At 40.6% G+C, this 13,338-nt stretch carries 15 protein-coding genes and 2 riboswitches; of the genes, 14 read left to right on the top strand and 1 reads right to left on the bottom strand.

Annotated elements, in window-relative coordinates; genetic code table 11:
- Positions 1-10 precede the first annotated feature (10 nt).
- The 6 genes from rhaA (at position 11) to IEW05_RS05530 (ending at position 6,885) form a co-directional block, all read left to right on the top strand.
- Positions 11-1,267 carry an L-rhamnose isomerase gene (gene rhaA, locus IEW05_RS05505; protein ID WP_188536598.1) on the top strand — a complete coding sequence of 419 codons (1,257 nt, stop codon included), beginning with the start codon at positions 11-13 and terminating at the stop codon, positions 1,265-1,267.
- A gap of 530 nt (positions 1,268-1,797) precedes the next feature.
- On the top strand, positions 1,798-2,565 hold the full coding sequence (locus IEW05_RS05510) for a DeoR/GlpR family DNA-binding transcription regulator (protein WP_308420379.1): 768 nt from the start codon (positions 1,798-1,800) through the stop codon (positions 2,563-2,565).
- Positions 2,566-2,680: 115 nt separating this feature from the next.
- Entirely contained in the window at positions 2,681-3,592 is a 912-nt protein-coding gene (pfkB, locus tag IEW05_RS05515) for a 1-phosphofructokinase (RefSeq protein WP_188536600.1), read from the top strand.
- 39 nt (positions 3,593-3,631) lie between these two features.
- A complete protein-coding gene (locus IEW05_RS05520) occupies positions 3,632-5,593 on the top strand; it encodes a PTS fructose transporter subunit IIABC (RefSeq protein WP_188536602.1) in 1,962 nt (653 codons plus the stop codon).
- Positions 5,594-5,803: 210 nt separating this feature from the next.
- Positions 5,804-6,190 carry a CidA/LrgA family protein gene (locus IEW05_RS05525; protein ID WP_188536604.1) on the top strand — a complete coding sequence of 129 codons (387 nt, stop codon included), beginning with the start codon at positions 5,804-5,806 and terminating at the stop codon, positions 6,188-6,190.
- Entirely contained in the window at positions 6,190-6,885 is a 696-nt protein-coding gene (locus IEW05_RS05530) for an LrgB family protein (RefSeq protein ID WP_188536606.1), read from the top strand. The genes IEW05_RS05525 and IEW05_RS05530 overlap by 1 nt, the downstream gene beginning before the upstream one ends.
- 4 nt (positions 6,886-6,889) lie before the next feature.
- Here IEW05_RS05530 and IEW05_RS05535 read toward each other — a convergent pair whose 3' ends face one another.
- Entirely contained in the window at positions 6,890-7,306 is a 417-nt protein-coding gene (locus IEW05_RS05535; protein WP_188536608.1) for a MarR family winged helix-turn-helix transcriptional regulator, read from the bottom strand.
- Positions 7,307-7,442: 136 nt separating this feature from the next.
- On the opposite strand from IEW05_RS05535, the gene IEW05_RS05540 reads away from it, so the two are divergent.
- From IEW05_RS05540 to IEW05_RS05575, 8 genes are all read left to right on the top strand, one after another.
- On the top strand, positions 7,443-7,919 hold the full coding sequence (locus IEW05_RS05540; protein WP_188536610.1) for a DUF2798 domain-containing protein: 477 nt from the start codon (positions 7,443-7,445) through the stop codon (positions 7,917-7,919).
- Between the two features lie 101 nt (positions 7,920-8,020).
- Positions 8,021-8,101: riboswitch (cyclic di-GMP riboswitch) on the top strand.
- Positions 8,102-8,139: 38 nt separating this feature from the next.
- Positions 8,140-8,221, top strand: a riboswitch (cyclic di-GMP riboswitch).
- Between the two features lie 13 nt (positions 8,222-8,234).
- Complete coding sequence (locus tag IEW05_RS05545; protein ID WP_188536612.1) at positions 8,235-9,038, top strand: transglutaminase-like domain-containing protein; 804 nt, start codon at positions 8,235-8,237, stop codon at positions 9,036-9,038.
- Positions 9,039-9,344: 306 nt separating this feature from the next.
- Entirely contained in the window at positions 9,345-9,911 is a 567-nt protein-coding gene (locus tag IEW05_RS05550) for a GGDEF domain-containing protein (RefSeq protein ID WP_188536614.1), read from the top strand.
- 109 nt (positions 9,912-10,020) lie between these two features.
- Positions 10,021-10,728, top strand: a complete 708-nt coding sequence (locus IEW05_RS05555; protein ID WP_188536616.1) for an HAD family hydrolase — start codon at positions 10,021-10,023, stop codon at positions 10,726-10,728.
- A gap of 75 nt (positions 10,729-10,803) precedes the next feature.
- Entirely contained in the window at positions 10,804-11,451 is a 648-nt protein-coding gene (locus IEW05_RS05560) for an HAD family hydrolase (protein ID WP_188536618.1), read from the top strand.
- Between the two features lie 14 nt (positions 11,452-11,465).
- Entirely contained in the window at positions 11,466-12,314 is an 849-nt protein-coding gene (locus IEW05_RS05565) for a P-loop NTPase family protein (RefSeq protein ID WP_188536620.1), read from the top strand.
- Between the two features lie 28 nt (positions 12,315-12,342).
- Positions 12,343-12,759: a hypothetical protein gene (locus tag IEW05_RS05570; RefSeq protein WP_188536622.1), complete on the top strand. Its 417-nt coding sequence runs from the start codon at positions 12,343-12,345 to the stop codon at positions 12,757-12,759.
- Positions 12,760-12,778: 19 nt separating this feature from the next.
- The gene (locus IEW05_RS05575) at positions 12,779-13,333 is read left to right on the top strand and encodes a DUF4269 domain-containing protein (protein ID WP_229753269.1); all 555 of its coding nucleotides are present in this window, start codon (positions 12,779-12,781) and stop codon (positions 13,331-13,333) included.
- The last annotated feature ends 5 nt before the right edge of the window (positions 13,334-13,338 follow it).

Raw genomic sequence — 13,338 nt, forward strand, 5'->3', positions numbered from 1 at the left:
GGAAAAGAACATGGATCAAAGCATCATCAATAGCTACAACGAAGCAAAAAAGCTTTATGCCTCCCACAGTATAAACGTGGATGAAGTATTGGAAAAACTGTCTCATATTAAAGTTTCACTGCATTGTTGGCAGGGAGACGACGTTAGAGGTTTTTTGTTCAAAGACAAGGAGCTTAGCGGTGGTATAGCCGTAACCGGAAGTTACCCAGGTCGTGCTAGCACCCCGAATGAACTCCGTCAGGATTTGGAGAAAGCATTGTCGCTTATTCCTGGCAAACACAAAGTTAATTTGCATGCGATTTATGCTGATACGAAGGAGAAAGTGGATCTGGATGAACTTGAACCACGTCACTTTGCACCATGGGTAGATTGGGCCAAGGAGCAAGGACTTGGGCTGGACTTCAATCCGACTTGCTTCTCCCATCCGAAAGCAGCGGATGGCTTCACTTTAAGCCACGCGGATGATGATATTCGCAACTTCTGGATCAAGCATTGCAGAGCCTCTCGTAAAATTGCCGAGTCTTTTGGCCGTGAATTAGGACAAACATGTGTGACTAATTTCTGGGTACCGGATGGATACAAGGATACCCCAGTGGACCGCTTATCTCCTCGTAAACGGTTGATGAACTCGCTTGATGAAGTATTTAATGAGGAAATTAATCCGCAATACAATATTGATGTAGTGGAAAGCAAGCTGTTCGGTATTGGATCTGAGAGTTATGTCGTCGGGTCACATGAATTCTATATGGGGTATGGCCTAACACGTGGTAAAGCAATTTGCCTCGATGCGGGACATTTCCATCCAACGGAAGTGATCTCAAACAAACTGTCATCCATACTGATGTTCAGCGAACAGCTATTGCTACATGTCAGCAGACCCGTTCGCTGGGATAGTGATCATGTGGTAACGATGGATGATGAACTGCTCGAAATCACACGTGAACTGGTACGTGGAGATTTGTTGCCACGTACACATATTGGTCTCGATTTCTTTGATGGTAGCATTAATCATATTGCCGCTTGGGTAATCGGCACCCGCAACACCATTAAGGCCTTACTCCGTGCAATGTTGGAGCCAGTCGAGGAACTGAAGAAAATCGAATTGTTAGGCGATTACACTTCTCGCCTGGCACTAGTGGAGGAGTTTAAATCTTATCCGTTTGGAGCAGTTTGGGATTATTACTGTGCTTCTCAAGGTACTCCTGTACGGGAACAATGGCTGGCTGAAGTTAAAACTTATGAGAAGGAAGTATTGTCTGCAAGATAACAAATTTAAAATAAGACGAGTCTTGCTATAAACTCTGAATCACTTGAGATCGGTGTACTGCTTGACTTCGCTAAGGAACATGGGTGTAGAATACTGCTCATTACCGATCTTCTAGCAAGCGACATGCTTGAGAAGGCAAATGTCTTACTCTATACTGCTCGGGGTCAGCTTTGGGAATATCATTCGATTACCTGAAAAGATATAATAGGATTATAAAAAAGAGGTCACCCATATGGGTGACCTCTTTCGGTTCTTTTACGATCGAAGAATCTTTGATCAGAATATTACGAGGGTGGATGATGACATACGACAGTTATAATGTGGTCTAAATTTCCATACTGAAACCGATTTACAGATGATGAAAACGCTGTTACAATCATAAATGTTCAATAACGATCAAAAATGATCATAAAATGATCATAAAATGATCATGATTAATTATTGTTTGAACATTTGATGATCATATACATCAAGAGGTAAGACGATTGGAATAGATAATAGGCTGCGCTAGCCCCTGAAGGAGTATGAATATGATGCTGTTTGAGGAAGAAAGAAAGAGAATTATCGTACAGTTCCTGGAGAAGCATTCTAGAGGGTCGGTTCAAGAATTGAGTCAGGAAACCGGGGTATCTGAGTCCACAATACGTCGTGATCTTAAAGAACTTGAAGAAGCAAAACTGCTTAAACGTACACATGGCGGAGCAGTTTCACTACAAAGTGTTAACTTTGAAGCACCCTATTCAGATAAGGAAGATCGATTCCTAGAAGAGAAGCAGCGGATTGCCCGCAAGGCTGTAGAGATGATCCAGGAGGGGGATGCGATCCTGCTAGATGCTGGAACAACCACACTACAGATTGCCAGAGAATTAAAGAATTTCTCGAAAATTATGGTTATCACCAACTCGATCATGGCTTTGAATGAGCTGAAGGATTGCCGCAATATTGAGGTCTCAATAACAGGTGGGATATTGCGCCCAGATACGATGGCCTTTGTTGGACCTATGACCGAACATTCTCTAGATATGGTGAGAGTGGACAAAGCTTTTCTTGCCACGAATGGTCTGGATTTGCAAGAGGGTATTTCAACTCCAAATATGCTTGAGGCAGCTACGAAGCGCAAAATGATTGCGATCGCAAAACAGATTATCTTGCTTGCTGATCATAGCAAAATCGAGCAGGTATCCTTCTGCAAGGTAGCTGATATTACTGAAATAGATCACTTGATAATAGACTCAGGTGCGCCGGATAGCTTCATTCAGGAACTCATAGAAAAAGGTATTGATGTTACCATCGTTTGAAACAAATGGGGTAAAAGTAAATAAGGTCGGTAAATGAATTATTGTAAGTGAATTCAGGAAGATTAGTTAAGATGAAATTCGAATATCAAAATTATAAACAGTTGAGGGATAAATCATGATCTATACAGTGACGCTTAACCCTTCCATTGATTATATCGTGGAAGTTGAAGATTTCAGACTTGGTGACTTGAACCGGATGAAACGTGATTTGAAGCTTCCGGGAGGAAAAGGCATTAATGTTTCACGTGTGTTGAATCAGCTTGGGATTCAGAATAAAGCCATTGGTTTTCTCGGAGGATTTACCGGGCGATATATTGAGGAATGGTTGCGTAAAGAATCGATTTCAAGCGATTTCGTGTTCGTCGCTGATGATACCCGGATTAACATTAAGCTTAAAGCTGGGCATGAGACTGAGATCAATGGGACTGGCCCGATCATTCAAGATACTGAAGCTGAAGCTTTGTTGCAGAAGCTTGTCGAGTTAACCGCGGATGATATTGTTATTTTGTCTGGAAGTATGCCCCCATCACTTGGTGGAGATTTCTATAACAAGTTAATCTCAGTATGCAAGCAGAATGGTACAGAATTCGTTATAGACACTACTGGTACAGCGTTGAAAGAGGCTCTAGCTCATAAGCCTCTGCTCGTCAAGCCAAATCACCACGAGCTCGCGGAACTGTTCGGTGTAACGATAAATTCTCGGGAAGAGATCATCACTTACGGACGTAAGTTACTGGAAGCGGGAGCGAAGCATGTGCTAGTCTCGATGGCAGGAGAAGGAGCGCTGTTCATCACAGGAAATGAGGTCTACCACGCAAATGCACCTAAGGGTAACGTGAAGAATTCGGTAGGTGCAGGTGATTCTATGATTGCTGGATTCGTCGGTACCCTGTCTCTGACCGGAGATCTACTCGAAGCTTTTCGTGCAGGGGTTGCTTCGGGAAGTGCGACTGCGTTCTCAGACGATTTGGCGGATAGAGAACACATTGAGAAGCTACGGCCACTGATTCAGATATCACAAGTATAAGTCAGTCAGAATTCTAAGTAATTAAAGGAGCTTTAAGAAATGAAAATTACGGATCTAATGATAAAAGATACAATGATCATGGATTTAAAGGCTACAACCAAAGAAGCAGCAATTGATGAATTGATTGCTAGCCTTGTGGCACACGGGCGTATCAGTGATCCTGCCCTGTTTAAGGAAATGATTTTGAAACGTGAAGCAGAGTCCAGCACCGGAATTGGTGGTGGGATTGCCATGCCGCACGCCAAGACGAAAGCTGTCAATGAACCGACTGTTGTATTTGCCAAGAGCATAAATGGTGTGGACTTTGAATCGTTGGACGATGAACCGGCGCGAATTTTCTTTATGATTGCCGCTCCTGAAGGGGCTGGTACTATGCATCTTCGCACATTGGCGGCATTGTCTAGACTACTGATAGATAGTGAATTTATCGAAAAGCTAATGGCTACTAAGACACCTGATGAAGTATCAGAGTTGTTTGATAAGAAACAGGAGGAAGAAATAGCTAAGGAGCAAGAGAAAGAGAAAAGAAAGAAAGCAAAGGAACTCGAAAAGATAAACGAAAATAGCGGCACAAAGTCCGAGACAGAACAAGTCATTGTGGGCAATCCGGACTCACAAGCTTTCGTTGTAGCTGTTACTGCATGCCCTACGGGAATTGCCCATACTTTTATGGCAGAAGATGCGCTCAAGAAAAAAGCTCTAGAAATGGGAGTCAACATCCGCGTGGAGACGAATGGTTCAGAGGGTGCCCAAAACGTACTGACGGCTGATGAGATCCGGCGCGCAAGCGGTGTTATTGTCGCAGCTGATAAAAATGTAGAGATGGCTCGTTTCGATGGAAAACCAGTGCTGCAAAGACCGGTAAGCGACGGTATCCGTAAGTCAGAAGAGTTGATCCGGAAAGCGATGAATGGTGAAGCTCCGATCTACCACAGTGAAGGTCGTGGTGGTAGTGTTGAGGAGTCAACCGAGAAATCCGTTAGTATTGGTGGCAAAATATATAAGGATTTGATGAACGGAATATCTCACATGTTGCCGTTTGTAGTCGGTGGTGGTATCCTTCTGGCAATTTCCTTCCTGATCGAACAGATTGGGGGCAATAACCACCCGTTATTCCAGCTATTACAGACGATTGGTGGAGGAGATGGTGCTTTCCACTTTCTAATTCCAGTGCTTGCTGGATTTATCGCTATTAGTATTGGTGATCGTCCGGCCCTGATGCCGGGTATGGTTGGTGGAATAATGGCCATGAATTCTAATGCCGGTTTTCTTGGCGGCCTTGCTGCAGGTTTCTTGGCAGGTTATGTCATCATCGGATTACGTAAAGTGTTCGCTGGTCTGCCAAAAGCGATTGAGGGTCTAAAGCCGATTATGCTATATCCAGTATTCGGTCTACTGATTACTGGAGGGATCATGTATTATCTGATTGATCCACTTTTTAGTTGGATTAACGTGGGTTTAATTGATGGACTTAACAACCTTGGAACCGCGAATGCAGTTATTCTGGGTATGGTTCTGGCTGGAATGATGTCCATTGACATGGGTGGTCCCTTCAATAAAGCGGCTTACACGTTCGCCATCGGGGTATTTACTACTAGTGGAAATACAAACGGGTTTATGATGGCGGCTGTAATGGCGGGGGGGATGGTTCCCCCACTTGCCATCGCACTTGCAACTACGTTTTTCAAGAATAAATTCACCGAATCGGAACGCAAATCAGGATTAACCAATTATGTGCTTGGGCTGTCATTCATTACCGAAGGAGCGATTCCATTCGCCGCTGCTGATCCGCTTCGTGTACTTTCTTCCTGTATCCTGGGTTCTGCCGTTGCTGGTGGTCTCACTCAACTGTGGAATATTAACGTCCCAGCACCGCATGGTGGGATCTTCGTAGCCGCTCTTTCAAGTCATGCATTACTGTTCCTATTGGCTGTTATCATCGGTTCGGTCATCTCAGGACTGATTCTGGGGTTGTGGAAGAAACCGTTAGCAGCGAAGTAATCCTATTTGTAACCCCTAGTATAGAAAAAGGGTGATCGCACCTTATAATAAAAAATCTGGAAAATATTTAGGCCGTGAATCTCAACTCTAGTTGTGATTTCACGGCCCTTTGTGTCTTAATAGATTGAAAAAATCTTGAACTCTCTGTACTCTAGTAGAGTCAGCCTTTTTTCGAATAGGTTTATTTTATTAATGAAGGGACTTTACGTCATGAGAATTTTGCGCATCATTGCCCAAGTTTTGTTTTTGTATTTATTTTCTCTGTTAGGTGAGTATCTACAACAACTTCTTCATCTTCCGATTCCCGGAAGCATCGTAGGGTTATTATTACTCTTTGTTTTATTACTGTGTAAGATCGTACCAGTAAAGTGGATCGAAGATGGCTCGACTGCGGTGTTAGCATACCTTCCGTTATTTTTTATTCCTGCCACAGCTGGCATTGTAAATCATATGGATATTTTCAGTGGAAGAGGATTATTGTTAATCGGTATTCTTATTGTGAGTAGCGTATTAACGATGGTGGTAGCAGCTCATTTCAGCCACTGGCTAGCTCTGTTGAGTAAGAAGAGTAAGAGAGAAAAGGGGAACGAATCATAATGTTTGTTATTGCAGCTGGGATTGTTCTACTAAATGTAGCTATTTATTTGGTCATGTCGAGTATATACAAAAGATTTCATATTCCTGTGCTCTTGCCAGCACTAACGGCGACTTTTGCCGTTGTTGTGCTGCTTCTATATTTTGAGATTCCGTATGATACTTATATGATAGGTGGTCAATGGATTAATAAATTACTAGGGCCTGCTGTCGTATCACTAGCGTACCCTTTATATAAGCAACGTCATGTGCTGCGTCACAATCTTCCTGCTATCCTCGGGGGGACAATCATAGGTTTACTCGTAGGAATGTTTAGTGGAATCCTATTGGCTTTGGCATTTGGGTTCTCGAAATTGTATGTCCTCTCCATATTGCCTAAATCCATTACAACACCTGTAGCCATACAGATCTCTAGCAATCTCGGTGGGGAGTCTTCCTTAACTTCTGTGTTCGTGATGATTGCTGGATTTACCGGAGCAATTGGCGGGCCATATATTATGAGACTCTTTAGAATCAAAAGTTCAGTAGGAATTGGGATTGGTTTAGGTACGGCTTCTCATGCACTAGGTACGGCTAAAGCGCTAGAATATGGGGAAGAGTCCGTATCGATGAGTTCAGTTGCCATGACCGTATGCGCAATTGTGGGCTCTTGTGTAGGGCCATTTGTAGCTTGGATCATGTATTCGTTAATAGGATAGGTTATTAAATCCAGTCTTGTTTTAAAATATCTTTGAGAAATTGGGTATGTTCCTTGCCAATTTTGTCTTCTATTTGCTGAATAAGCTGTTGCTTAACTATGAGTAATCTCTCGCAACACTCCACACCTTTAGAGGTGAGAACAATATGCTTATCGCGCAAATTACCTTCAACATCTAACACCTGAACATATTCGCGAGCTAGTAAACCCTGCACATATTTATGTGTGCCTTGTCTAGATATACCGATTATTCTGCTCAATTCAGCAATGGAAAGTTTTTCGTACACTTCTAACATAGCTAAGATGTGATTTTCAGTTTTGTTAATTTCGTTATCACTCAATTCAGCGATCTTTTTTCTTAGAAAGGTATGCTTTTCACTGAGTAAATCTATTAGATTTAAATGCTGTATATAGTCCTTCATTAAAATATCTCCCGTGTGTTTTTTTTGATAGTATAGAGTACAAAAAATATATTGTCAACTAAGTTGACGTAAAAACCCCTCTTGTGATAATGTAAACCAAGTTGACAAAATTACATTTACAAAGGGGTTTTTAGTCTTGGGAAAAAATAAGAAAGAAGACTTTGTATTTACACTGATGATGTGTGCTTTGATGGTGTTGGGAATGAGTATTTATAATGTGATATTGATAAAGGGATTCTCTAGCGAAGTCATTAAAGATGTATTAATTGGCTATATTCCAACGTTAGTGGTTGCATTACTTCTTGAAATATTTGTTGTTGGGAAGGTAGCCAAAGGAATTGTACACAAAATGATGCGTGACAATGATCCTTTGTTTAAAAGAATAATACTTACTTCACTATTAATGGTGTGTGGTATGGTACTCTTCATGTCGTTTTACGGTGCAGTTACCCATTTAGGGTTTTCATCAGGGTTACCTGGAGCCTATATTTCTAACATAGGTAAAAACTTTATTTTCGCACTACCATTACAGCTGCTCATTGTTGGACCGATTGCAAGACTCTTATTCTCAAGAATGTATCCGGTAAAAATTGCGAGTGCTTCATCGGTTTAGCCTCTCTATAACTCTATAAATGTGTGCAAACGGTGAATTTTTTTGATAGATTCCTATTGTAATAATTGGAATTTATGATACTATGAAACTATCAAAAGCTATTCAGATAATGGCAAACCTATCGAAAGGTAGGGACGCAAAGCTATAGGGCCTTCCCGTATGGATGGCAGCCAGTTACCGGAGAATCAGGCTTTTTTTGTTTGATTGATAATAGAACTTTATACGATAATGGCAAACCTATCGAAAGATAGGGACGCAAAGCTATAGGGCCTTCTAATGAAGATGGCAGCCTGGCCACCGAAGGGAGTTTTATTTATGCGAAAGTTTATTCTATTTATAGCTGTACTTTTGATAGTATCTCCATTGTTTAATGGGACAACAGTACAAGCAGCAGCTAGTTCATGGCTAAATGAATCAGAGATTAACAAAGGTGTCATTAGTGTAGATTACGATGTGAAGGCTACGGTTAAGACAAAACTCTTAATCGTTAAAGGTCAGGATAAATATTCGTACAATCTATCATCGGGCAAGCAAGCAGAGTCTTTTCCACTACAATTAGGCAATGGTGAATATACCGTTAGTGTATTGGAACAAGTCAGTGGAGATAAATATCAAGTTGTGAATAAGGACACGGTCACACTTAAGCTGAGTGATAGTAAGATGGTGTACTTGAATTCAGTTCAGAACGTGAAGTGGAATGATTCAGATCAAGCGGTTCACAAGGCGAAAGAGTTAACGAAGAACTTAAATTCGGATGCTGACAAGGTAAAAGTTATCTATAATTACGTAATTAGCAATATCAAATATGATGATAATTTAGCAGCTAACGTGTCCACAGATTATCTTCCTGAAATCGATCATACCTTATCATCCAAGAAAGATATCTGTTACGGCTATTCTGCTCTATTTGCAGCGATGCTGCGGAGTGTAGACATCCCTACTAAGCTAGTTATGGGTACTTCAAATTATGTGAAATCGTATCATTCTTGGAATGAGGTATATTTAAATAACAAATGGGTTATCGTGGATACAACGGTTGATGCAGGATTGAAAGACAGCAAGACAGCCTTTACGATGATCAAAGAAGCATCCAAGTACTCGGTCTCCAAAACATATTAATAAATATATAGTAGAAGCCTTGAACAAGCGTTCAAGGCTTTTTTGTCGGTTACAGGCTCGGGAATTTCTATAAAAAGAGTTAATCAATTTCCTATTTTTGGATTGAGAGGAAAGTTAAACTTTTTTATCCTGAATAAAAGGAATAATCTAGCTTTTGTCGAAATAGTATTAGATATGAGATTTCCTCCTCTATGATAGTACTAGGTTAAGTGACTAATTGTGCTAGGAGTTGTAGAAATGATTCTCTTACTCTTTCTAATCATAATAATTTTGTTATGTTTCTTATTCATTTTAAGAGTGTTGTTAATGGAAAGAAAAGTACTTAGAAAGCTAGCGTATCTTGATAAGATGACTGGAGTATTTAACCGTAATGGGTTAGATCGTTTCTGGGCCAAATATTCTGGGAAGGGAACACTTGCTGCTCTATTCCTCGATTTAGATCACTTCAAAGATATCAACGACACTTTTGGACATCAAGCCGGTGACTTGCTGCTTAGAGAGGTCGGTCTTTACCTTCAACAATTTAATCAGCAGAATAAGCAAGTATTCCGAATTGGTGGGGATGAATTTGTCATTATGATGGTGAATGCCAACCTCGAAGAAGCTGAAAGTTTAGCAGCGCGAGTGTTAGATAAATTAAGTAAACCATTTGTTATTCAGGGGCGTAAGGTATCTATAGCTGGTAGCATTGGCATCAGCTTAAGTGTAAAGGGTAAGGCCAAACGTTCAGAATTGCTTAAAGAAGCAGATATGGCGATGTATCAAGCTAAACGTTTAGGAAAAGGCAGCTATTCTGTATATAATGAAGACAAACACAGTTATTATAATGAAGCGGAGTTAATGTATGGACAGAAGCGATCCGCAAACTTATAGAAGTAGGCGTCAGTTTCGAAGTCATGATCACCATTTGAGGTGGTGAATATGACTAAGGAAATGACGTTTTTTTATATTTTAGATATTTAATATTGTTGGGAGTAGGAGTATGAGTCGATTTGAAGTGATTAGTCTGGATATGTTTCAAACCTTGGTGAATGTAGATAGTCGCAAGGAACAGGTTTGGAAGAGGATCCTCCAAGATACATATACATCTGAGTTGGCTAGTGAATACGGTCGTACATTACTGGAACATTACTATTCGGTAGCGACTGAGGCAAGAAGGTTGAGGGAATTCGTTCTTACGAGTGATATATACAGAGGTAGCTTTGAGCGAATATTTGCACAGCATCATATTTCGTATGATAGCTCTGTTGCTGTAGAGATTTTATTTCAGGAGCATAGGTTGTCAAAACTATATGAGGAGACAGAAGATGTCCTGAAGCGATTAATCAAGGAGTTTCAAGTTTGCATTGTTAGTGATACGGACATTATGATGTTACCTGAATTTTATAAGAACTATTCTATTCCATTGTTTGCTTCAGAACAGTATCAATCCTATAAGAATGATCAAGACAATAGGATGTTCAAAGAAGTCATTCAACATTATGATATTGAGCCGAGCAAAATCATACATATCGGTGATACTACCTCCGATGTAATTGGTGCCAAGAGAGCAGGAATGACAACTTGTTGGATAAATCGAGACCAGCAGCAATGGAACCAAGATATTCAGCCAGATTACATTATTGAATCATTAGATGAAATCTTCGATATTGTTAATAACTCATCAATCAAAGGGCGCTATCCATGCTAGTTTCTCCATGTTATCATAGTTTTGAACAGTAGTTCATTTAGGTACCCCCTGGTACGGGGAGAAGGAGTGAAGGGCATGTTACAAGCATTTATTTTTGATATGGACGGCGTCATTATTGATAGTGAACCTATTCATTTTGAAGTGGACATCCAGACGATGAGTTATTTTGGGCACAGTATTAGTAAAGAGGGTTTGGAGAAGTACGTGGGCACGACTAACCCAGCGATGTGGAAATCGATTCGTGAGGAATATAATCTGCTTCAAACGGTAGAGGAAATCATAGAGTATCAGCTAGCTAACAAGATTAGTACGTTACGTGGATTAGACATTGAGCCAATTGAGGGAATCAAGGAGCTTATTATTAATTTGAAAGAATATGATATCCCGGTTGCAATTGCATCTTCATCTCCCAGAGTTTTTATTGAGGAAGTGTTAACCAAGTTTGGAATGGAGAAAGACTTTGATTGTGTGGTTAGTGGAGAGGAAGTACCCCAAGGGAAGCCAGCACCGGATGTATATATTGAGGCAGCTAGGCAACTAGGTGTGGATGTGAAACGCTGTATGGTGTTGGAGGATTCTCGAAACGGGATTATCGCAGCTAAAGCGGCGGGAATGAGATGTATCGGATTTGTGAATCCGAACTCAGGCAATCAGGATTTATCCCAGGCAGACTATATTGTAGAGGATATAAGGGAAATTATTCTTGAGCCTTTTATGGACTAGAAAGAGGTTGTAACATGAGTTGCAAATTAGTAATAGTTGAAGGGTTACCAGGTTCAGGAAAATCAACCCATGCCAAATGGGTACAGGAATTGTTGATGGAAAAGGGTATAGATGCTAGATTATTTGCCGAAGGAAATTTGGATCATCCCGCAGATTATGATGGAGTGGCATGTTTTGAGCAGGACGAATATAACAATCTATTACTAGAATATCCAAGCTCAAATGAGATTATTGAAGAAAGAACAATCAAACAAGGACAATACCGTCTCATACCTTATCGTAAAATGCTGGAGGAGAATGGGTCAGACCTTCCAGCTGAGTTAATGAAAGAAATCTTTCAAAAAGACATTTATGAACTGCCATTTGAGAAACATGTGCAGATCGTTACGGATAAGTGGATCCGTTTTGCCGAAGCAGCACATCAGGGGGCTGTTACATATGTTTTCGAATGTTGTTTTATTCAGAATCCAATGACCATTGGGCTAGTGAAGTATGATACACCACAATGGGATATTTTCAATTACATATTAAAGTTAGAAGCAACGATTAAGGACTTAAATCCCTTAGTAATCTATGTGAATCAGAATGATGTGAAGGCATCTTTTGAGAAAGCAGTTCAGGACAGACCTCAGGAATGGTCAGAAGGTTTTATCGACTATTATACGAATCAGGGATTTGGTCTAACAGAAGGATTAAGCGGGTTAGAGGGAACGATCGAAGTACTTCGGCAAAGAAAGAAACTCGAACTGCATGTTTTTAGCTTACTTAACATGAACAAAGCATTGTTGGATAATTCGCAATTAGATAGCGAGAGAAGCAAACAAGAGCTTCGAGGTATTTTAGAAGAGATAGTATGGAAATAAAACAGTGACGCAGTTGGGAGGGAAATCATTGTCTAAACGGTGGGCTATGTTCATGTTAATTGGACTATTCTCCATACTTATGGCTGCATGTAATGAGAAGCAAGTGGTCACCGTAGAAGCTCAGTTTGCGATTCAGGGGGAAGATCAACAACAAATCGTTGAACTGATCCAGCAGCATTTTGCGGCAGCGAACGCGGACGATTTTGATGAGTATAAGATGACTATCTTTCCGATACCGGAAGCTCCGGTTGAGTATAACCCGGTGTTCACTATTTGGGATGATACAAGAGCAAAAAAATCTGAGCTTAAGAAAATAACCTTTTTAAGACAAGATGATGTAGGAAGACCAAGAATTATTGCTGACGTGTATTGGAACCAGGATCGCATCATGATGTTCTCACTTCAAAAGTTTGATGTAGGTTGGAAAGTTGCTGGCATAGATTAATAATTATGGTTTGTAGTTCATGATGAAATCAGGTGAACTTGTGAATATTAATTTCTTGGATATTGAATATTTATCTGTAGGCACTCCGGTTCAAAAGGAAGTATATCAGCTGCTTAGACGTGAGCATTTCATGGAGCTGCTAGATGATTATTCACCAATTCTTGTGGGGACGATTCCGCTTGATATTGACGTTGAAGACAGTGATCTGGATATCATCTGCAAGGTTTATGATTTTGATTCTTTCGAACGCTATGCTCGGGGGACCTTTGGCTCTTACGAAGGATATACATCTGTGTGCCGCTATGTAGAGGGAGTGCAACGAATCAAGGTTAATTTTCAGTGTGGTCGTTGGCCCATTGAAATCTTTGGTCAGGCTATTCCCACGGTGGAACAGAATGGTTACCGACATATGATCGTTGAACATAGATTGCTGGAGCTTTATGGTCAGCAATTTAAAGATCGAGTGAGAGCACTTAAACAAAGTGGAGTGAAAACCGAGCCTGCTTTTGCCCGAATTCTTGGCTTAGAAGGCGATCCATATCAGAAGCTATTAGAAAATGTTGATTGGAAGTAGTTGTT

This window comes from Paenibacillus segetis (genome assembly GCF_014639155.1).
Taxonomy (GTDB): Bacteria; Bacillota; Bacilli; order Paenibacillales; family Paenibacillaceae; genus Fontibacillus; species Fontibacillus segetis.